Annotated in this window: 18 protein-coding genes and 1 pseudogene; 12 read left to right on the top strand and 7 right to left on the bottom strand. The window is 73.7% G+C overall.

Annotation, left to right across the window (positions count from 1 at the left end):
• Nucleotides 1-66 precede the first annotated feature (66 nt).
• On the top strand, nucleotides 67-264 hold the full coding sequence (locus C6W10_RS26680; RefSeq protein ID WP_107261529.1) for a hypothetical protein: 198 nt from the start codon (nucleotides 67-69) through the stop codon (nucleotides 262-264).
• Between the two features lie 288 nt (nucleotides 265-552).
• On the opposite strand, the gene C6W10_RS26675 is transcribed toward C6W10_RS26680, so the two are convergent.
• Entirely contained in the window at nucleotides 553-1245 is a 693-nt protein-coding gene (locus C6W10_RS26675) for a Crp/Fnr family transcriptional regulator (protein ID WP_101367233.1), read from the bottom strand.
• Nucleotides 1246-1741: 496 nt separating this feature from the next.
• Between C6W10_RS26675 and C6W10_RS26670 the strand changes: the two genes are divergently transcribed.
• The 4 genes from C6W10_RS26670 to C6W10_RS26655 all read left to right on the top strand — a co-directional run bounded on the left by C6W10_RS26670 (nucleotide 1742) and on the right by C6W10_RS26655 (nucleotide 4864).
• Nucleotides 1742-2251: a polyadenylate-specific 3'-exoribonuclease AS gene (locus tag C6W10_RS26670; protein WP_107264311.1), complete on the top strand. Its 510-nt coding sequence runs from the start codon at nucleotides 1742-1744 to the stop codon at nucleotides 2249-2251.
• Nucleotides 2252-2474: 223 nt separating this feature from the next.
• Nucleotides 2475-3503: a 6-phosphofructokinase gene (locus C6W10_RS26665; protein WP_107261528.1), complete on the top strand. Its 1029-nt coding sequence runs from the start codon at nucleotides 2475-2477 to the stop codon at nucleotides 3501-3503.
• Nucleotides 3504-3646: 143 nt separating this feature from the next.
• Nucleotides 3647-4465, top strand: a complete 819-nt coding sequence (gene proC / locus C6W10_RS26660; RefSeq protein ID WP_107261526.1) for a pyrroline-5-carboxylate reductase — start codon at nucleotides 3647-3649, stop codon at nucleotides 4463-4465.
• Between the two features lie 48 nt (nucleotides 4466-4513).
• Nucleotides 4514-4864 carry a DUF2203 domain-containing protein gene (locus C6W10_RS26655; protein WP_107261524.1) on the top strand — a complete coding sequence of 117 codons (351 nt, stop codon included), beginning with the start codon at nucleotides 4514-4516 and terminating at the stop codon, nucleotides 4862-4864.
• Here C6W10_RS26655 and C6W10_RS26650 read toward each other — a convergent pair.
• The 3 genes from C6W10_RS26650 to C6W10_RS26640 all read right to left on the bottom strand — a co-directional run bounded on the left by C6W10_RS26650 (nucleotide 4844) and on the right by C6W10_RS26640 (nucleotide 10468).
• Complete coding sequence (locus C6W10_RS26650; protein WP_234361440.1) at nucleotides 4844-5587, bottom strand: class F sortase; 744 nt, start codon at nucleotides 5585-5587, stop codon at nucleotides 4844-4846. The genes C6W10_RS26655 and C6W10_RS26650 overlap by 21 nt on opposite strands.
• On the bottom strand, nucleotides 5584-6450 hold the full coding sequence (locus tag C6W10_RS26645; RefSeq protein ID WP_107261522.1) for a DUF4397 domain-containing protein: 867 nt from the start codon (nucleotides 6448-6450) through the stop codon (nucleotides 5584-5586). Before C6W10_RS26645 ends, C6W10_RS26650 begins: the two co-directional genes overlap by 4 nt.
• A 181-nt stretch (nucleotides 6451-6631) precedes the next feature.
• A complete protein-coding gene (locus C6W10_RS26640) occupies nucleotides 6632-10468 on the bottom strand; it encodes a S8 family serine peptidase (protein WP_107261520.1) in 3837 nt (1278 codons plus the stop codon).
• Nucleotides 10469-10588: 120 nt separating this feature from the next.
• Between C6W10_RS26640 and C6W10_RS26635 the strand changes: the two genes are divergently transcribed.
• Nucleotides 10589-11557 carry a TrmB family transcriptional regulator gene (locus C6W10_RS26635; protein ID WP_199853160.1) on the top strand — a complete coding sequence of 323 codons (969 nt, stop codon included), beginning with the start codon at nucleotides 10589-10591 and terminating at the stop codon, nucleotides 11555-11557.
• A 24-nt stretch (nucleotides 11558-11581) separates the two neighbouring features.
• On the opposite strand, the gene C6W10_RS26630 is transcribed toward C6W10_RS26635, so the two are convergent.
• Nucleotides 11582-12073, bottom strand: coding sequence for a glutathione peroxidase (locus tag C6W10_RS26630; protein ID WP_107261516.1), 492 nt, complete (start codon nucleotides 12071-12073; stop codon nucleotides 11582-11584).
• Between the two features lie 301 nt (nucleotides 12074-12374).
• Between C6W10_RS26630 and C6W10_RS26625 the strand changes: the two genes are divergently transcribed.
• The 5 genes from C6W10_RS26625 (at nucleotide 12375) to C6W10_RS26605 (ending at nucleotide 16535) form a co-directional block, all read left to right on the top strand.
• Nucleotides 12375-13985 (top strand): glycosyl hydrolase family 18 protein, encoded by a 1611-nt coding sequence (locus C6W10_RS26625; RefSeq protein WP_107261514.1) that lies wholly within the window; start codon nucleotides 12375-12377, stop codon nucleotides 13983-13985.
• Nucleotides 13986-14327: 342 nt separating this feature from the next.
• A complete protein-coding gene (locus C6W10_RS26620) occupies nucleotides 14328-14639 on the top strand; it encodes a hypothetical protein (protein WP_159104761.1) in 312 nt (103 codons plus the stop codon).
• Nucleotides 14640-14648: 9 nt separating this feature from the next.
• Nucleotides 14649-15167 carry a 2'-5' RNA ligase family protein gene (locus C6W10_RS26615; protein ID WP_107261510.1) on the top strand — a complete coding sequence of 173 codons (519 nt, stop codon included), beginning with the start codon at nucleotides 14649-14651 and terminating at the stop codon, nucleotides 15165-15167.
• Between the two features lie 33 nt (nucleotides 15168-15200).
• A complete protein-coding gene (locus C6W10_RS26610; protein WP_107261508.1) occupies nucleotides 15201-15818 on the top strand; it encodes a TetR/AcrR family transcriptional regulator in 618 nt (205 codons plus the stop codon).
• Between the two features lie 48 nt (nucleotides 15819-15866).
• Nucleotides 15867-16535: a 1-acyl-sn-glycerol-3-phosphate acyltransferase gene (locus tag C6W10_RS26605; protein ID WP_107261506.1), complete on the top strand. Its 669-nt coding sequence runs from the start codon at nucleotides 15867-15869 to the stop codon at nucleotides 16533-16535.
• Between the two features lie 5 nt (nucleotides 16536-16540).
• On the opposite strand, the pseudogene C6W10_RS26600 reads toward C6W10_RS26605, so the two are convergent.
• Both C6W10_RS26600 and C6W10_RS26595 read right to left on the bottom strand, forming a co-directional pair.
• A pseudogene (locus tag C6W10_RS26600) lies at nucleotides 16541-16639 on the bottom strand (DNA-binding response regulator); the annotation flags it as partial.
• Between the two features lie 204 nt (nucleotides 16640-16843).
• The gene (locus C6W10_RS26595) at nucleotides 16844-17512 is read right to left on the bottom strand and encodes an RICIN domain-containing protein (RefSeq protein ID WP_159104760.1); all 669 of its coding nucleotides are present in this window, start codon (nucleotides 17510-17512) and stop codon (nucleotides 16844-16846) included.
• A 268-nt stretch (nucleotides 17513-17780) separates the two neighbouring features.
• On the opposite strand from C6W10_RS26595, the gene C6W10_RS26590 reads away from it, so the two are divergent.
• Nucleotides 17781-20450 carry a tetratricopeptide repeat protein gene (locus C6W10_RS26590; protein ID WP_107261502.1) on the top strand — a complete coding sequence of 890 codons (2670 nt, stop codon included), beginning with the start codon at nucleotides 17781-17783 and terminating at the stop codon, nucleotides 20448-20450.

Below are 20450 nucleotides of genomic sequence, written 5' to 3'. Positions count from 1 at the left end.
CCCATAGTGATCCAAGATACAGTCATTGGCGCCTACCGATCGACGATTTATCAGGGGAGATGGGCAATGGTGTACGTCCGACTGGAAAAGGAATGGACCGACGGCGAAGGGAACGGCCACTCCTCCGGGGACATGATCGACGTCGACGCCGCGACCCTGGCGAAGCTCCAGGCCGCCGGGATCGTCGGCGGGGAGACTCCCGACTGGCCGGGGGCGACCCGCACTGCCGGTCGGGACACGACGAACTGGCCCGGGGCGACCTGATCGTCGCGGCGCACCGGCACTGACCGGGCGTTCCGGAAACCGTTGTCGGTCTTCCGGAACGCCCACGGTCGTTTCCGGACCGGACGCCCGCGGTGGTTTCCGGACCGGATGCCCGCGGTCGTTTCCGGACGGAACGCCGGGTCGGCACCGACGGTCGGCACCGTCGGCCGGGAACGGCGGTCCGGAGTCGACGGTGACCGGACACTCTCGACGGTCCCGCCGACGCCGGGACGCTCCCGACGGGCGCCGCTCGGGCTGTTCGGTCGGTGGGTCCGGTCGGCGGACGGGTCAGCGCTCGGCCATGCCGGCGCGACGGCGCAACGCCGCCACGTCGGTCACCACGATCCGTCGGCCCTCGGTGCGCAGCCAGCCCCGGCTGGCGAACGACCCGATGGCCTGGTTGACGCTCTGTCGGGAACCGCCGGCCATCTCGGCGAGTTGGCTCTGGTTCAGCTCGATGGTGATCATCGGGGCCTGGCTCTCGCCGGCCAACCGGACCAGCGTCTTGGCGACCCGCCCCGGCAGGTCGAGGAAGACATGGTCGGCGTTCTGCTCGGTCAACCGGCGGATCAGCCCGCCCAGCGACCGCATCACCGCGTCGAGGATGCGCGGATTGGAGTGCACCAGCTCCATGAACGCGCCACGGGAGAGCGCCAGCGCCGTGCAGTCCTCGATGGCCTCGGCGGACGCCGACCGGGTGGAGGCGTCCAGCAGGGAGACCTCGCCGAGCACGTCCGGCGGGCGGATGACGTTGAGCACCGCGCGCTCGCCGGTCGGGGCGGTGCGGAACACCGCGACCGCTCCCCGGCGCAGGACGATCAGGGACTCGCCGGGATCGTTCTCGACGAAGAGCAGCTGCCCCTTGCGATAGGTGCGCGGCACCGCCGCGGCGATCACCCGTTGACGCACCTCTGGCTCAAGGCCGGCGAACATGTCGACGCCGGTGAGGGCGTCGCCCGGCTCAGGCAGGCGAACCTCCACGGCTCAACCCCTCCCCGGTAAATAACCCAGTTTTGCTCTCGGGCGACCCGCAACCGACCGAAGAAGCAAGGTGAAACTGATACCGGTAGGGTCCGGTAGCGGTACACATCAGATCATGACGGTCGTGTCGCTTGCTGTACACCCCTGAAATCACTTCTGTGACAGTTCTGCCGCTGACCAGGGGGCATTCTGACATCAGATCCGCCACTGGGTGGGGACCGTACGGGGGCGTGGCGGATACGTGGGGGCGCGGGGAGCCGCGACCGGCCGGAGGTGCGCCAAGTTCCGCTGGCCGGCCGCGGCGGACCCGGGTACGACCGGCGTGGGGGCGTCGGCCGGACCGAGAGGGAAGGCGTGGTGATCAGGCGGTACTCGCCGATCACCACGCCGACCGCCCCGAGTCGAGTCGTACCCCGAGCGGGCAGTCCGGCGCCGAATGGTGGAATTTCCACCCCCGATTCCCGTACGGCGGGACGGATGGGCGAGGATGGCGGCGATGGTCTACCGCTATTTCTACGACTGCGAGTTCATCGAGGACGGCCGGCTCGTCGACCTCGTCTCAATCGGTGTCGTCGACGAGTACGGTCGCGAGTTCTACGCCGTCTCCACCGAGTTCGACGACTCCCGCGCCGTGCCCTGGGTACGCCGGCACGTGCTGGACAAGCTCCCCTCGCCGGGCGACGGGGCGTGGCGCTCCCGCGAGCGGATCAGGGACGATCTCTACGAGTTCCTGATGGAGCCGGTCCGGGACCGGCCGGGGGAGAAGCTGGAGCTCTGGGCCTGGTACGCGGCGTACGACCACGTGGCGCTCGCCCAGCTCTGGGGGGCCATGCCGGCGCTGCCCCGGGAGATTCCCCGGTTCACCAAGGAGCTGCGCCAGCGCTGGGAGGACCGGGGCAGCCCGCCGCTGCCGGACGCCGCCTCCGACCGGCACGACGCCCTGGTGGACGCCCGGCACAATCTGGCCCGCTGGCAGGCGATACACGCCCGGTCGGGGAGTTCCTGAGCGGGATTCATGATCGTTTCGGGTGGTACCGGCCGCCGGGCCTGCCCCGGACACCGGTTCGGCCCCTCGACGGTGCCCGGGGCGCGGTGGTCCGGCCCGGAGCGGGCGACTACAGTGCGCAATGACGGCCCGCCCCGGGCCGGCAACGACGCCGACGGTCTCACCCGACTTTCACCCTGGGGCTTGACGGGCTCATTCGAAGCTCCTGGAGGAGAAGCAGATCATGCGTATCGGCGTGCTCACCGGTGGTGGTGACTGCCCGGGTCTGAACGCGGTGATCCGAGCGGTGGTGCGTAAGGGCGTCGCCAGCTACGACCACGAATTCGTCGGGTTCCGGGACGGCTGGCGCGGCCCGCTGGAGGGGCTGACCAAGCCGCTCGGCATCGCGGAGGTACGGGGGATCCTGCCGCGCGGTGGCACCATCCTCGGCTCCTCCCGGACCAACCCGTTCAAGATCGAGGGCGGGGTCGAGCAGATCAAGACCAACCTCGCGCAGCAGGGCGTGGACGCCCTGGTGGCGATCGGCGGCGAGGACACCCTCGGCGTCGCCACCAAGCTGCACGAGCTGGGCGTCCAGGTCGTCGGCGTGCCGAAGACGATCGACAACGACCTCGGCGCCACCGACTACACCTTCGGCTTCGACACCGCGGTCAACATCGCGATGGAGGCGATCGACCGGCTGCACACCACCGCCGAGAGCCACCACCGCACCCTGGTCGTCGAGGTGATGGGCCGGCACGCCGGCTGGATCGCCCTGCACGCCGGCCTGGCCGGCGGGGCGAACGTGATCCTGCTGCCGGAGCGGCAGTTCGACGTCGACCAGGTTGCGACCTACGTCGAGAAGCGCTTCCAGAAGCAGTACGCCCCGATCGTGGTGGTCGCCGAGGGCGCCCAGCCGCTCGACGGTCAGATGGTGCTGCACAACCAGGAACTGGACGCCTTCGGGCACGTCCGGCTGGGCGGCATCGGCCAGTGGCTCGCCGGGCAGTTGGAGGCGAAGACCGGCAAGGAGGCCCGGACGGTCGTACTCGGGCACATCCAGCGCGGCGGCACCCCGACCGCGTTCGACCGGGTGCTCGCCACCCGGCTCGGCCTACAGGCGATCGACGCGGTCCACGAGGGCGACTGGGGCAAGATGGTCGCCATGCAGGGCACGGACATCGTCCGGGTGCCGCTGGCCGAGGCGACCCGTGAGCTGAAGACGGTGCCGCTGGACCGCTACACCGAGGCCGAGGTCTTCTTCGGCAGCTGACGATCCGCGGTGCCGGGGTGGGACCCGCCGCACACCGACGCGGAGAGGTCGGAAACGATCTCCGCGCCGGATGCGGCGGCCACCCCGCGCCCGGGCGGCCCCCGCCCGCGACGACGTGACGGCTTCCACCCCGAGGAGGAGCGATGGCGCCGGGAGCGCACACCGTTGCCGTGATCGGCACCGGCAAGATCGGTGAACTGATGCTCTCCGGGCTGCTCCGCGCCGGCTGGCCGGTGGACCGGCTGCTGGCGACCACCCGGCGGCAGGGGCGCGCCGAGGAGATCGCCACCCGGTACGGCGTACGGGTGGTGGACAACTTCACGGCGGTCGCCGAGGCGGACGTCCTCGCCGTGTCGGTCAAGCCGCAGGACGCCGACGCGCTGCTCGACGAGATCGGTCCGAAGGTACCCGCCGACAAGCTGGTGATCTCGCTCTGCGCGGGGCTGCCGACGAACTTCTTCGCCCGGCGGCTGCCGGAGGGCACCCCGGTGATCCGGGTGATGACCAACACACCGGCCCTGGTCGACCAGGCGATGACCGCGATCTCCGCCGGGGTGCACGCCACCGCCGGGCACCTGGAGCTGGCCGAGGAGATGTTCCGGCCGCTGGGGGCGACCATCCGGGTCCCGGAGTCCCAGCAGGACGCGGTGACCGCGCTCTCCGGTTCCGGCCCCGCCTACTTCTATCTGCTGGTCGAGGCGATGGTCGACGCCGGCATCCTGCTCGGGCTGCCCCGCCAGGTGGCGCACGAGCTGATCGTGCAGACCGCCATCGGCTCGGCCGTGATGCTGCGCGACTCCGGCGAGCACCCGGTGAAGCTGCGCGAGGCGGTGACCTCGCCCGCCGGTACCACCATCTCGGCCATCCGGGAGCTGGAGAACCACGGCGTACGCGCGGCGCTGCTGGCCGCGCTGGAGGCGGCCCGGGACCGGGCGCGGGAGATCGCGGCGCAGAACGACTGAGCCGGGCGGCACGGCGTGATCCGGGCCCGGGTGCCCCATACTGTGCCCGTGTTCACCCTTGCCCAGGCACGTCACCTGATCGTGACGCTGCGCCCCCGGATCGACGAGTTGATCGTGCTCCGCGCCGACCTGGCCGAGCTGCGGGCCGACCTGACCGACCGGGGAGCGAGCCCGCTCGGCGGACTCGCCGAGGTCAAGGGCCTGGAGGCGCGGATCTTCGGCATCCTGGAGGAGCTGACCGGGCACGACATCCAGGTCAAGGGCTTCGCCCCGGTACTGCTCGACTTCCCCGGCGAGCGGGACGGCCGGCCGGTGCTCTGGTGCTGGCTGGAGGGGGACAGCGACCTGCGGTGGTACCACCGGGTGGAGTGCGGCTTCTCAGGCCGGCGCCCCGTCTGAGCCGACCGGCCCGGCCCGGACGCCGGGGGCCCGGCCGGGACCGGGGATCACCACCGGCCGGTCGGCGACGGCGTAGACGACCAGGTTGTCCCGGTAGTGCCGGGTGGACCGGTCGAAGGCTCCGGCACAGGTGATCAGCCGCAGTTCCGGGCCGGGGGTGGGGCGGTAGACGGCGTCGGTCGGAAAGGCGTCCTTGGCGTGCCGGCCGGCTCCGGTGACCCGGAACCCGAGCCACCGGCCGCCGCGCCGCACCTCGATCCGGTCGCCCGGGCGCAGTTCCGACAGCCGGGCGAAGACCGCCGGGCCGGTGGTCGAGTCGACGTGCCCGGCGAGTACCGCCGGCCCGACGTCCCCGGGTGCGGTGCCGGCGGCGTACCAGCCGGCCTCGGCGAAGTCGCGGGGGGCGCCGAGCCGGCCGGACCGGTCCAGCCGGAGCCGGGTCAGGGCCGCGTCGACCCGGATCCGCGGGATGCGTACCCGGGTCGGTGCCCCGCCGAGGGCCGGCCCGGTGGCGCCGGCCGGGGCACCGGGGCAGCCGTCCGGGCACGCCGCCGACGCGGCCGGCGGCAACGCGACCGGTTCCGGCGGCGGGCCGGGGATCGAGGCCGGGACCGGGACCGGTGCCGGTCCCGCGTCGCCGGCCGCCGCGACGCCGAGGCTTGCGCCGAGGATCGCGCAGAGCAGCAGGTCGACGGCGCCCGGCGTGCTCCGGCCGGCCGTCACGGATGCCGGCGGCGCCGGGCGGCGGACCTGGCGGCCGCCACGACCACGACCGCGCCGAGCGCGCCGACCGAGGCCAGCCCCAGCGGGTACGCCGGCCCGCCCGTGCCACCGGCACCGGCGTCCACCCCGCCGTCCGGCACCACCGCCCCGCCCCGGGCGTCGACGCGCAGCTCGGTGGTCAACCCGCCCGCCTTCGCGTCGAGCACCAGCAGGGAGTAGACGGTGCCGTTGTGCAGCGACACGTCGGCCGTGGTCGCCCTCGCCCCGGTCGCCGAGACCCGCAGCGTCGACCGCCCCGGCTCGACCTGCTGGTAGGGCGTGGTGGTGGCGAAGGGTACGGCCTCGGCGATGCGCGGCCCGGCGGCCACCGTGACGTCGATCACCGGCGCGCGTACCGACGCCTGCACCACGCGTACCTTCGCCCGGCCGTCGGCGGGTGCGCTCAGGTCGTCGTCGAGCACCTTCAGCCCCAGCTCGGCGTAGCGGCCGACACCGGCGACCGTGTACGCCCCGCCGGGCTTCACCGACACGCCCGTGGTGAGTACCGGCGGGTCGCCACTCGGCGCGCCGGCCCGGCGCATCGCGACGGCGTACGGCCCGGTCGGCAGCGGCAGGTACGGCGACAGCACGCCGTAGCCGACCGCCCGGAACACCTGCGGTTCGGTCGTACCGTCGGCCGGGCCGAGGTAGACGTCGACGGCGGGCGTGTCCGGCGACAGGTGGGCCAGCCGGACGTATCCGACCGGTGCGGTGGCGCCGGCCGGGCCGACGACCGAGGTGGCCAGGCCGAGTCCGAGGCCGAGGGCGGCGGCTGCGGCAGCGATCCGCCGCCCCGGCCGGACAGGTCGTTCGAGGTGCTCCATTTCTCGCCTCCCTGGGATGTGCCGGCACGGTATCGGCGCCACCACCCGGAATGTCGCACCCCCGGTCCGTCCCACCCACTCCGCCCGCCCACCCGCTCCGGCCCACCGGGAGGTGTGTCCGCGGGTGGGCGTCTCAGCTCGGCCCGTCACCCGTCACCCGTCACCCGTCAGCCGTCACCCGTCACCCGTCAGCCGTCACCCGCCAGGCGCGGACGACGGTCTGTTCGATCCGGTTGCCGTGCCGGTCGACGGCGCTCACCCGGACGGTGCCGAACCGTGCCCCGGCGGGGGCGGCCGGCAGCGTCGCCACCACCTCCCGGTCGCCCCGGACGGGCACGTCCCGCCAGTGCGCCCCGTCGTCGTAGGAGACCGCCACCCGTACCGTGAACCGGCCCGGTCCGGTCGCACCGGGCTGGTAGCCGGGGCGCAGCACCAGCCGGTACGGCCGGTCGGCCCGGACGGTGTTGCTCAGGTCGGTGCCGATGTCGTAGCCGAGCTGCGGCAGCGGCAGTACCGCCGGCCGGGCGCCGCGCGGTCGCCCGGAACGGAACGTCCAGGTCGTCGACGTGGCGGTGGAGGTGGTCCACCATGGACGGTCCGGGAACGAGTCCCGGGCGACGTCCAACCGGAGCTGGTACCGCCCGGTGCCGGCCGGCACGGTGAACTGGGCGGAGGACGCACTGCTCCGGCCGACGACCCTGCCGTCCCGGGTCAGGGTCAGCTCGCTGCGGTCGGAGCGGCCGTCGACCCAGCCGTACGCGGTGGCCCCGCCGTCCGCGTACTGCGGGATCGCGACCCGGATCGCGTCGTACGACCGGTTCACCGGCAGCCCGTACGCGTGGTCCGGGGTCACCGTCGCCGGCACGGCGGGCCGGGTCAGGGCCGGGAACCACACCTGGCGCACCCGCTCGCCGGCCCGGTACGCCCGCAGCGGCCCCCAGAGCTGCCCCTGCGGGTTGCCGACCTGGTACGCCTCCAGGATCCCGCTGCTCCGCCACGCGACGCCCCGGGTGCTGACGTGGTCGGTGCGCCGGTGTGCGGTGGTGACGGTCCGGCTGAAACCGAAGCCGGTCGACACCCCGTCCGGATAGCCGGCCCGGGTCTCCCGGGCCAGCATCTCGGGTGCGTGCTGGTGGAACTCGGACTCCACGGTGGCCAGTGCGAGTTCGTCGGCCCGGTAGTGCAGGTCCGCCGGCACCCGCCCCCGCTCGGGCAGCAGCAGGTCGTAGCGGTACGGCGACCGGGCGACGGCGTCCAGCGCGAGCGTCGCCGGCCCGGCCGCCAGCCGTTCCCGGAGCCGCTGCGCCACCTCCGCGTCCACCCGGTAGGCCGGCACCGGCGAGCCGTACCCGTTGGCCTCGTGGTAGCCCGGCGTCGGCCCGGCCAGCAGCACGGCCCGGGCGCCGGCCGCGCCGGCCGCCCGCAACTGCGCGACGCCGGGATCCTCCGCGCCGCCCTGGTCGAGCCGGACCAGCACCACCGCGTCCCGGGCTCCGGCCCGGGCCAGTTCGGCCGGCGTACCGTCGCCGCCGTCGACCAGCCGGGCGCTGCTGCGGCCGTCCAGCAGCGGTGCGCCGTCGACCGGCCGGGGCTCCGGCACCGGGAAGCCGTCCGGGCCGGTGACCGTGGCGGTCAGCGCGGGTGCGGCCAGGTCCCACCGGCTGAAGAACTGGAAGGTACCGGTGGAGACCGGTCGGGTCGGCGCCGCGTACACCCGGCGGATGGTGTCCAGGTTGAACGACTCGCCGGAGAGCAGCGAGGCCGCGGAGGTACCGCGCTGCCAGACCAGCGCGGCCTGTGCGGCACTGGTCCGGTCCGGGGTGTCGATGCGGATCTCCCGGCCGTCGCGGGCGTCCTGGCGCAGCGTCCGGTCCGCCTCGACGGTCAGCTCCGGCTCGGCGAGCAGCGTGGCGTCCTTCGGAAAGCCCGACGCCGCCAGGGTGAAGACCCAGGTCGCCACGGCGTAGCGGCCGGCCGGCAGCTCGACGGTGCCGGCTTGGCCACCGCCGAAGTGGGCCCAGTGCTCCTCGCCGGTGTCCAGATTGAACACCTGGGAGCGGGTGTAGAAGTCGGTGGGGGCCCGGCCGTCCCGGTCCAGCGCGTGGATCGTCAGGCGGCGGGTCGGCGGGACGACGTGGAACCCGATCGGGGTACGCAGCTCGGCGCCGCCGCCCCGGGCGGTCAGCACCCCGGCGTACCGGTTCGGGGCGGTGCGGGTCGGGTCGAGCCGGACGACGGCGCTGGCCCGCCCGCCGGCCGGTACGGTCAGCCGGGTCGGTGAGACGCCGAGTACCGCCGGCCGCTGGTCCGCGCCGAGGTCGCGGGCCTCGGCGTCCAGGGTGAGCGTCACCGGCCGGCGGCCGGAGTTGGTGAAGCCGACGGTGGCGCTCCGGGCCGGCGTACCGGCCGGGACCCGGCCCAGGGCGAGCGTCGCGGTGTCGACGGTGACCGGCTGTTCCAGGGCCTCGGCGACGTCGACCCGGCCGGCGCCCTGGGCCCAGATCGGGGTGTCCCGGCTCTCGGTGGCGCTGCCGACCAGGGCCGCCTTGAGCCGGTCGGCCCGCCAGTCCGGGTGGCGCTGGGCGAGCAGCGCCGCCGCCCCGGCGACGTGCGGGGCGGCCATCGAGGTGCCGGACATCGAGGTGTGGCCGGCGTCGACCACCTCGCCGAGGCTGGTGCCGGCGGCCCGGGCCGCGACGATGCCGACCCCGGGGGCGGTGATCTCCGGCTTGACCGCGGCGTCGCCGAGTCGCGGGCCCCGGCTGGAGAAGTCGGCGATCCGGTCCCGGCCGTCGACCGCGCCGACCGTCAGCGCCCGGTCGGCGGTGCCCGGGGTGGTGAGCGTCTGCCGGCCGGGTCCGGCGTTGCCGGCGCTGACCACGAAGAGCGCGCCGGAGCTGGCGGAGAGCGCGTCGAGTGCCTCGGTGACCGGGTCCGGTCCCTCGCCGGCCGGGCCGCCGAGGCTGAGGTTGACCACCCTGGCGCCCTGGCGTACCGCCCACTCCATTCCGGCGATGACCCAGGAGAGGTCTCCGGACCCGTTGTCGTCGAGTACCTTGCCGATCAGCAGCCGGGCGCCGGGCGCGACTCCCTTGCCACCCGGCGCTGCGCCGTCGCGGCCCGCGCCGCCGGTGCGACCGGCGCCGGCGATGGTGGCGGCGACGTGGGTGCCGTGCCCGACCCGGTCGGTGGTCTCGGGGGTACCGGTGAAGCTCGCCGCCGCGCTGACCCGGCCGGCCAGGTCGGGATGGGTCGGGTCGTAGCCGCTGTCCAGGACGGCGACCTTCACGCCCCGGCCGTCGTACCCGGACCGCCAGGCCCGGGGGGCACCGATCTGCGGCACGCTCTCGGCCAGGTCGGCCCGGACCCGCCGGTCGAGCCAGAGCTTGCCGAAGCCGCTCGCCAGGGTGCCGGCGCCGGTCGTCGTCGGGCCGACCTTCGCCCGGTTGCCCTGGCCAGCGTGGTCGCCGGTGACGGCCGACCAGAAGTCGGCGGCCCGGGACTTCTCCGCGCCGACCGCGATCGCCCCGATGCTGGGCAGTTCGCGGTGCCGGGTGGCGCCGGTCGGGGTCGCCGGTGCGGCGGCGGCCCGCAGTCCGGGTGCGGCGGGTGCACCGGTGAGCAGCAGCGGCAGGCTGGACCGGGCCGCGTCGGAGTAGCCCTCGGCCACCAGGTCGGTGACGTTGAACAGGGCCGGGTCGACCCGTCCGGCGGTGACCAGCGGGAGCGCCTCGTAGGGCGTGACGTGCAGGTCACCGTCGCGTTCGGAGAGTTGGAAGCCGAGTCCCCGCCGGCTGCCCCGGTCGTCCACCTCGGCGAACTGCCGACCGTCGGCGAAGGTGTGCAGCCGGACGACGTCCCCGGTGACCAGCGTGACGGTGTGCACCGCCGCCGGCCCGGCGGGGGCCGCTGGCGCGACTGCGCCACCGTGTGGCGCGGCGGCGGCCGGCGGGGCCACGGCGGCCAGGATGGCGACGGTGACCGCGAGCGCGACAACCGTACGTGCTGGCTTGACCACGAAAGCTCCCTTGACGTGCTGCTAGATCATCGGGCAGCGTCACACTTCGTCACCATGCCGGTAAAGGATCCGCAGCGAGCGCAACTGCGCCATGACCTAGATGCGCCAGGAGGTTCGGCCGTGCTGAAGTTCGCCGGGCTGACCACGGTGGAGGAGTCGGCCTACCTGGCGCTGGTCCGGCAGGGCGGCGCCCGGCTCGTCGACCTCGCGGAGCGGCTCGGCCTGTCGGAGGCGCGGGTACGCCGGGCGGTCGGGGTACTCGAACGGGAGGGCTTCGTGCACCGCACCCCGCCACCCGCCGAACGGGTCGTACCGGTGCCGCCCGATCTCGCCGTCGAGCAACTGATCCGGCGCCGGTACGCCGAACTGGAACTCACCCGGGAGGCGGCGCACCGGCTCGCCGCCGAGGCGCGGGGGCGGGCGAGCAACCGGCGTACCGAGGAGCTGATCGAGATCGTCTCGGGGCGGGCCGCGGTCGGTCGCGCCTTCGAGCGGGTGCAGCGCAGCGCCCGGCAGGAGATGCGGGTGCTGGTGGCACCCCCGTACGCGGTCCCGACCTCGGTGAACACCACCCAGCTCGACCGGGAGGCCGCCGGGGTGACCTACCGGGCGGTGTACGACAGCAGTGCCCTGGACGACCCCGAGTTCGCGGCCAGCGTCGCCGCGCACATCCGCGCGGGTGAGCTGGCCCGGCTCGCCGTCGGGCTCCCCACCAAGCTGGCGGTCGCGGACCGCACCCTGGCACTGCTGCCGTTGGCCTGGACCGCGTCGGCGCACGACGCGGCGCTGCTGGTGCATCCGTGCGGCCTGCTGGACGCCCTGGTGGCGCTCTTCGAGACGCTCTGGACCCAGGCGACACCGCTGTCGGCGGCCGGCCCGGAGCAGGTGCCGACGGCGCTCGGCATCTCCGCCGAGGACCGGCACCTGCTCTCGCTGCTGGTGGCGGGGCTGACCGACGAGGCGGCCGGCGCCCGGCTCGGACTCAGCCGCCGGACCGTCGTACGCCGGGTGCAGGTGCTGATGCACCGCACCAACTCCCGCTCCCGGCTACAGCTCGGCTGGCAGGCCCACGAGCACGGCTGGCTCTGACGCCGGCTCCCGCGCGGTCCGGCGCTATCTCGGCAGGACCCGCTCGACGGCGGCGGTGATCTCCGGCGACTCCGGCTCGACCTGGGGCGCGAACCGGGCGACCACCTTGCCGTCCGGGCCGACCAGGAACTTCTCGAAGTTCCACCGGACGTCGCCGGAGTGCCCCTCCGGGTCGGGGGTGTCGACCAGTGCGGCGTAGAGCGGGTGCCGGCCGGGTCCGTTCACGTCGATCTTCTCGGTCATCGGGAAGGTGGCCCCGAAGGTGGAGCGGGCGAACTCGGCGATCTCGGCCGGGGTGCCCGGCTCCTGGTCGGCGAACTGGTTGCTGGGTACGCCGAGCACCGTCAGCCCACGGTCGGCGTATCGCTGGTGCAGCGCCTGGAGCCCGGCGTACTGCGGGGTCAGCCCGCACTTGGAGGCGAGGTTGACCACCAGCATGGCGTTGCCCCGGAACTGCTCCAGGCCGACGAACCCGTCGCCGGTCAGCGCTCCGATCTGGACGTCGAAGACGCTCACCGGATGTCTCCGCCCCGCTGCGCCGTCCGGCCGGTCCGGCGATCGTCGCCGTGTCCCGGCCGTCGCACCCGACTGACATCCACTCTCCGCTCGGTCATGGCCCAGAGGCTACCCGGCGACGCTGTCGTCAGGATCGACTTCCCCGCCACCCGTCCGGCGCAGCCCGCCCGGTGGCGGCCGCGGTGCGGAACCGGGTCGTGGCGGTGGAATCGAAACATGGACATCTTGACGAAGCGGTGAACTGCTGAGTAGCGTCGCCTCACTATCTGGAAAGTTTCCTATCAATAAGGGAGACGCCACCATGAGGAGATCCATCCGCCGCGCGTTGTGGGCCGGCGTCGCGGCTGCGGTGGCCGTCGCCGTGGTCCCGATCACCGCGGCCCTCGGCGCCGGCAGCCTGACCACCACCTTCGCCGCCAGCTCCGACTGGGGCTCCGGCCACGAGGTCAGGGTCACCGTCACCAACGGCACCGACGCACCGGTCGCCAGCTGGCGGGTCGAGTTCGACCTGCCCGCCGGGACCACCATCAGCAGCTTCTGGGACGCCGACGTCACCCGCAGCGGCAACCGCTACGTGGCCGTGCAGAAGAGCTGGGCCGGCACGCTCGCCCCGGGCGCCTCGGCGACCTGGGGCTACGTCGGCACCGGCGGCTACCGGCCCCCGGCGAACTGCACCGTCAACGGCGCCGCCTGCGGCGGTGGACCGACCCCGACCGCCACCCCGACGACCGTACGGCCGACGACCCCGCCGCCGACCACGCCACCGCCGACCACCCCGCCGCCGACCAACCCGGGTGCGCAGAAGGTGGTCGGCTACTTCGCCCAGTGGGGCGTCTACCAGCGGGCCTACCACGTCAAGAACATCCACACCAGCGGCTCGGCCGCCAAGCTGACCCACATCCTGTACGCCTTCGGCAACACCACCGGCGGCCGGTGCACCATCGGCGACAGCTACGCCGACTACGACCGGGCGTACTCGGCGGCGGAGAGTGTGGACGGCGTCGCCGACACCTGGGACGCCGGTGCGCTGCGCGGCAGCTTCAACCAGCTCCGCAAGCTCAAGCGGATGTACCCGCACCTCAAGGTGATCTGGTCGTTCGGCGGCTGGACCTGGTCCGGCGGCTTCACCCAGGCCGCGCAGAACCCGGCCGCGTTCGCCGAGTCCTGCTACAACCTGGTCGAGGACCCGCGCTGGGCGGACGTCTTCGACGGCATCGACATCGACTGGGAGTACCCGAACGCCTGCGGCCTGACCTGCGACGCCAGCGGCCCGAACGCGTTCAAGAACCTGATCTCCGCGCTGCGCGGCCGGTTCGGCTCGTCGAACCTGGTCACCGCCGCGATCACCGCGGACGGCAGCAACGGCGGCAAGATCGACGCGGCCGACTATGCCGGTGCGATCAACAACCTCAACTGGCTGATGCCGATGACGTACGACTACTTCGGCGCCTTCGCCGCGCAGGGCCCGACGGCCCCGCACTCGCCGCTGACCTCGTACGCCGGGATTCCACAGCAGGGCTTCTGGTCCGACGCGGCGATCCAGAAGCTGAAGAGCAAGGGCATCCCGGCCAGCAAACTGCTGCTCGGCATCGGCTTCTACGGCCGGGGCTGGACCGGGGTCACCCAGGCCACCCCGGGCGGTACGGCCACCGGGGCGGCACCGGGCACCTACGAGGCGGGCATCGAGGACTACAAGGTACTCAAGAACACCTGCCCGGCCACCGGCACGATCGCCGGCACGGCGTACGCGAAGTGCGGCAGCAACTGGTGGAGCTACGACACCCCGGCCACCATCGGCGGCAAGATGTCGTACGCCAAGAGCCAGGGACTGGGCGGCGCCTTCTTCTGGGAACTCTCCGGGGACACCGGCAACGGTGAACTGATCACGGCGGTCGCCAACGGCCTGCGATAGCCGGGACCCGCCGGACGACGTTTCCGGGGGCGGGTAGCGGGGGCCGACTCCGGCGGGACACGGAGGCGGCCCCCGCTCGCGCACACCGGCGAACGGGGAGCCGCCGTCGCCGCCCGCCGCGAATCGGCCCGCTGTGAAACGGCCCGCCGCCGGAACGACAGCGCCATCAGGGCGAATCCTTTTCACATGATGCCAAGGAGGTCGGCTGGCCGGTTCCCCCGATGTCCCGCCGGGCACGGTGGTCCCGCGCGACACCGCGCGAGGGGCGGAGGGGCGATGTCGATGGGGCCGGACAGCGGCGGGTGGGGCAGGGCGGGGCCCACGGGTTGGGTGACCCGCTGGGTGCTGGGAACCGCCGTCGGGCAGGTCGTGTTCACCGGGACCGTACGCCTCGTGCTGGCGGTACTGATGGGTGCCGCGCTCGGTGGCCTGGTGGTCTGGTTGGTGCTGCGCCGTCGGCCGGTACCGCAGCCGTACGCCGCCGCCGCGACCGCCGGCACCGCCGCTTCGCGGGTACGCGCCGGTGCCGAGGCGCCGAACCCGGCGTACCCGGGGCGTCCGGCCCGGCCGGGCGTCGAACACGTACGGCCGCGCTTCTCGCCTCGGGCCAACCGGTCCGGAAACAGGTACGGGCGGACCCGACCCCACCCCTAGGGTGGGCGGGTGGTCGCCGCCCTGGAGCTGTATTTCGACACCGACGCCACCCGACGGATCCGGGTCCTCTGGGACGCCCTGGAGTCCGAGGGTGTGCAGAGCCTCCGCTCGTTGCTCGGTCAGCGGCACCGGCCGCACATCTCGCTGGCGGTCGCGCCCCGGCTCGATCCGGAGCAGGTCGCCGAGGCCCTGACCGGTACGGTGGTGGCCGCTCCGCTGCGACTGACCTTCCAGTACGCCGGCCAGTTCGTCGGCCGGGTGCTCTGGCTCGGCCCGACGCCGACCGCGGAACTGCTGGCCCACCAGGCGATGGTGCACGAGCGGCTGACCTGGGCCGACGTGCCGGTCAGCGAGCTGTACCGCCCCGGTCGCTGGGTGCCGCACTGCACCCTCTCGATGCGGGTGCCGAACACCCTGATGGCGGCGGCGGTGCGGCGCTGCCTGGAGATGCTGCCGGTCGAGGCGACCGTGGTCGGCGCGGCGGTGGTGGACCACGCCCGGGACATCGTCCGTCCGCTCGGCCCGTAGACAATGTCTACGGAGTACTGGTAGACAGTGTCTATGGCTCAGTCGGACGGTGCTGTGCAGGCTCGGCTGGTCCGAGCCGGGCTCGACCTGCTGGCGGAGGAGGGCGTCGAGGCGCTGTCGTTGCGGGAGATCGCCCGCCGGGCCGGTGTCTCGCACGGCGCGCCGCGCCGCTACTTCCCGACCCACCGGGCGCTGCTCGCCGCGATCGCCGCCGAGGGCTATCGGGAACTCGGCCGGCGAGTCGCCGAGGCGGTCGGTGACCCCGCCGGCCCGGACCCGTCGGCCCGACTGCTCGCGCTGGGCCGGCTCTATCTGGAGTTCGCCCGGACCAATCGCGGGATGTTCGAGCTGATGTTCCGGCACGACCTGCTGCGCGGCAACGGCATCGGCCTGCGGGAGGCCAGTCGGCCACTCTTCGAGGTACTCGTCGAGCTGGTCGCCCGGGCCCGTCCGGAGCGGGACGGCGCTCCGCCGCCGGCCGTCGCCGCCGGTGCGCTCTGGGCGAACCTGCACGGCATCGCCCAGCTCTGGCAGTGGGGAAGCCTCCAGATGACGGTCGGGACCGGGGAGGTCGAGCCGCTGCTGCGGGCCGCGATCGACGCCCACCTCGGCCCGCCGGTGCCGGCCGAGACCGCAGCGCGGCGGCACTGACCCGGCCCGACCCGCCACCGACCCCGCCACCGACCCGCGGAGGATCACGTGCTGCTCCAGGCGACCACCCGACTGCTGCTCGCGCCGTTGGCCCGGCTCGTCTTCCGACCGGTGATCGAGGGCCGGGCAAACGTCCCCCGGCAGGGCCCGGTGATCCTCGCCGCCAACCATCTCTCCGTGCTGGACAGTGTGGTGATCCCGCTGGTGGCGCCCCGGCCGGTCGCCTTCCTCGCCAAGGCCGAGTACTTTCGGCAGCCGGGGCCGCGGGGAGCGCTGGTCCGGGCCTGTCTGACCGGCGTCGACGCGATCCCGGTGCCGCGCGGCGGTCACCGAGCGGCCCGGAACGCGCTGGACCTGGCGCTGGGCGTCCTCGCCGAGGGAGGTGCCTTCGGCATCCACCCCGAGGGCAGCCGGTCGCGCGACGGCCGGCTCTACCGTGGCCGCACCGGAGTCGCCTGGCTGGCTCTCGCCTCGGGCGCCCCGGTGGTGCCGGTCGCCGTACTCGGCACCGAACGGATCCAGCCGGTCGGGTCGCGGCTGCCCCGACCCGGCCGGGTGACGGTGCGCTTCGGCACGCCGCTGCGGTTCACCCAGCCGCCGGACACCAGCGGCGGGCAGGCCCGGCGCGCGGCCACCGACGAGATCATGCTGGCGATCCGGGACCTCTCCGGTCAGGAGCCGGCCGACCACTACAACGAACTCTCCACCGCCATCTGATCCGGCTACCCACCGGCCGGTTCGCCGGGCGTGACCAGCCCGGTCCCGTAGGCGAGTACGACCGCCTGGGCGCGGTCCCGGAGGCCGAGCCTGGCGAAGATCCGGGTACCGGACTCGGTGATCAACGTCTGGGAGGTGCCGCTGCTCGGCGTACTGGCCGTGGCGGGGGCGGTGATCGCGATGCTCGGCGCTGCCGCCGGCCCGCTCGGCGGCGCGACTGCCGATCGCCGGGGTGCTGCACGACGAGTGAACCCTGCGGTGGACGGGCGCCGGCCGGCACCCGTCCACCGCGGACCGCCGCTGCCGCGTCAGCCGATGATCACCGGAGTGGGGTCGTAGATCTTCCACATCTGGTTGAAGGCGTTCCAGTCGGTGGTGGCCGAGATGCACTGCCACTGCTGCAACACCGCCTGTTGGGCGGGCTGGCCGGACGGCGCGGCGGCATCCAGGCACATGCCGGTCTCACGGTTCTTGATCAGTACGAACCAGGAGCCGAAGCACTGACCCGTACAGGGCTTGTGGAAGACCTCCTGGGTGAACCACTCGCCCGGGGTGTAGCCGGCGGAACAGTGCGGGTACTGGATGATCGGCGTGCCGTTGTCGTAGAACCCGGCACGCCAGTCCAGCATCAGGCACTGACCGGAGTGCCGGGCCCTGATCCGGAAGAAGCCGCCGCCGCTGTCGAGCAGGTCGAACTCCTGCGAGGCGCTGGCGTTGTCCGGCCAGAGGAAGACGCCCTGATGTGTCGCAGTCGAGGCCCAGATCACGTCGGCGCGAAGGTTGCCGTAGCCACTCACCAGCTCTCGGCGGAGGGTGTCCGCCTGCGCGGGCGAGGGCACGACCAGCACGAAGGAGGCGACCAGCAGGGCGACCGCCACGGCGAGGATCCGGCTGCCCCGGGTGACCGGTCGGGCGGGGCGTAGCCGGAGGGCGCCACCTCCGCCCGAGTCGAATGTGGGGAATCTGGCGCTGTGCATTCTTCCTCCAACGGGAATGCGGGAACTGACGGGCGGTCCCGGCCTGGCCGGCCTGACCACCTGGCACCGACTCTCCGGGGTGGACGGGCCGGCCGGAGAAATCCCGACCGAATCCGAACGCGGGCCGGCCGTCGGCGGGCCGCCTGTGCCTCCGCCGGGCCGCTGGTGGAGACGGATACCGGGCACTGTCTCGCGGCCGACAGCCGCCGTGCGCCGGATCGATAACGTGAATGGTCCGGACGATGTCACCCGGCTTGGGAAGTGACGGATGCGACCTGCCCAGGAACTGGTGGAGACCTTCACGCTGCTGCCCGATCCCGGGCAGGCCGGCACCATCGACGGTCTCGTCGAGCGGCTGCGGTCGCTGAAGACCTGGGCCGGCGAACCGTCGTACGAATCGATCAAGGACCGGGTCAACGCGGCCTGGACCTCGGCCGGGCGGCCCGCCGCCGAACTCGTCGGCAAGACCACCGTGGTGGACTGCTTCCGGCCCGGCCGGCGGCGGTTGAACGTCGACCTGGTCGTCGCGGTGGTGCAGGCCCTGCATCCGGATCCGGGGTACGTGACGCAGTGGCGGCAGGCGCTCCAGGTGATCGGCGGGGAGATCCGCGCGGCGGGGCAGGTACGGGTACAGGACCGGCTGCCGAAGGACCTCACCGGGTTCACCGGCCGTACCGCCGAACTGGACCGCATCCGTCGTACCCTCTCCGGCGGCGACCGGGACGGCGGCGCGGCGGTGGTCTGCGCGATCGCCGGGATGGCCGGCGTCGGGAAGACCCAGCTCGCCATCCACGCCGGTCACCTGCTCGCCCGGGAGCTGCCGCTGGACCGGGTGCTCTTCGTCGACCTGCGCGGGTTCCACCCCGACCCGGTCCAGCCACCGGCCGACCCGGCCGCCGTGCTGGACGGTTTCCTGCGCCTGCTCGGGATGCCGGGCCAGCAGATTCCGCACGACCTGCCGGCGCGGGTCGCCGCGTACCGGGAGCGCCTGGCCGGCAGCCGCACCCTGGTCCTGCTCGACAACGCGGCCGACGCCGGCCAGGTCCGGCCGCTGCTACCGGAGACTCCGGGCTGCCCGACGCTGGTCACCAGCCGGCGCCGCCTCACCGGCCTGCCGTCGGCGACACAGCTGACGGTCGACCTCTTCACCCCCGACGAGGCGTTGGCGTTCCTGACCCGGGCGGCACCGCAGACACCGGTCGGTCAGGACCCGGGCGCGGCGGCCCGGGTCGCCCAACGCTGCGGGCACCTGCCGCTCGCCCTCGGGCTGGTCGCCGGACACATCCGTGGCACGCCCGGCTGGAGCTTGACCGACCACGCCGAGCGGCTCGACGAACGCCACCAGGACGGGCGGCTGGACGTCGGCATCGAGTTGGCGTTCGACCTCTCCTACCGGCACCTACCGGGGCAGGAGCAGCGGCTGCTGCGGTTGGCCGCGTTGCATCCCGGTCAGGATTTCGACCTCCATGCCGCGACGGCGCTGGCCGACACCGATCCGGCGACCACCCGGCGCCACCTGGACCGCCTCTGCGCCGACCACCTGTTGCAGCAGGCCACGGCGGGCCGGTACAGCTTTCATGATCTGGTACGCGGCTACGCCATGGGCCGGGCCAGGGACGAGGACCCGCCCTCCGGTCGGCGCGCCGCGCTGACCCGCCTCTTCGACTTCTACCTGGCGACATCCGCCGCCGCGATGGACATCCTGATACCGGCCGGGGCGGGTGACCGACCCGAGGTCCCGCCGCCGGCCACCCCGGTGCCGGTGCTGGCCGGCCCGGACGGCGCCCGCGCGTGGCTGGACACCGAACGTCCCACCCTGGTCGCCGTGGCCGCACACACCGCCGGGCACGGCTGGCCCGCCCACACCCCCCGACTCTCGGTCTGCCTCTTCCGCTATCTCGACGGTGGGCACCACGCCGACGCGCTCGCCGTGCACGGGCACGCCCGGGACGCCGCGCAACGCGCCGGTGACCCGGTCGGCGAGGCGCGGGCCCTGACCAACCTCGGCACCGCGCACGTGCGGCTCGGCAGGTACGGGCCGGCGGCGACGCACTTCCGACGGGCGTTGCACCTGTTCCGGGAGGTCGGCGACCGGGTCGGCCAGGCCCGCGCCCTGACCAGCCTCGGCGTCGTGGAGCAGCGGCTGGGCAACTACCAGATGGCCATCGAGCACTACGAGCGCGCCCTGGTCGTCTGCCGGCAGGTCGGTGACCGGACCGGCGAAGCCCGGGCGCTGACCAGCCTCGGCGTCGTCGAGGAGCGGCTCGGTCGCTACGAGTCGGCGGCCGGCCATCTCGAACAGGCGTTGACCCTCTGCCGGCAGGCGGGCAACCATGCCGGCGAGGCCGCCACGCTGAACAACCTCGGCGACGTCGAACGGCGACTCGGCCGGTACGCCTCGGCGGCGGAACACCTCCGGCAGTCGCTGCGGCTGTTCCGGCAGGTCGGTGACCGCAACGGCGAGGCCTGGACGCTGGACGGCCTCGGCACCCTCCATCTCCGCCTCGACCAGCCCGGCCAGGCCACCGAATACCACCGGCGGGCCCTGGAGATCTTCCGCAGTATCGGCGACCGGCACGGCCGGGCCTGGGCACTCAACGGCCTCGGCGAGGCCGCCCGTGTCGCCGGCCGGCCGGACGCCGCCGCCAGTCACCACACCGCCGCGATCGACCTCGGCGACCGTTGCCAGCAGGCCCGCGCGCACGCCGGACTCGGACGCGCGTACCGGATCCTCGAACAGTCGGCCCTGGCCCGCCGGCACTACGAGCAGGCCGTCTCCCTCTACACCGAACTCGGCATGCCCGACGCCGACCAGCTCCGCGCCCACCTCGGCGCCCATCTCGACGCACCGGAGGAGCGGGCGCCGGGGGAGCGGGCGGCGGTGGAGCGGGTGCCGGGGAACACGGCACGCTCCGCCGACGGTGGTACCGCACACTGA

Source organism: Plantactinospora sp. BB1 (assembly GCF_003030385.1).
Taxonomy (GTDB): Bacteria; Actinomycetota; Actinomycetes; order Mycobacteriales; family Micromonosporaceae; genus Plantactinospora.
The sequence above is the reverse complement of the archived record's forward strand: the minus strand, read 5'-3'. Positions and strand labels throughout refer to the sequence as shown.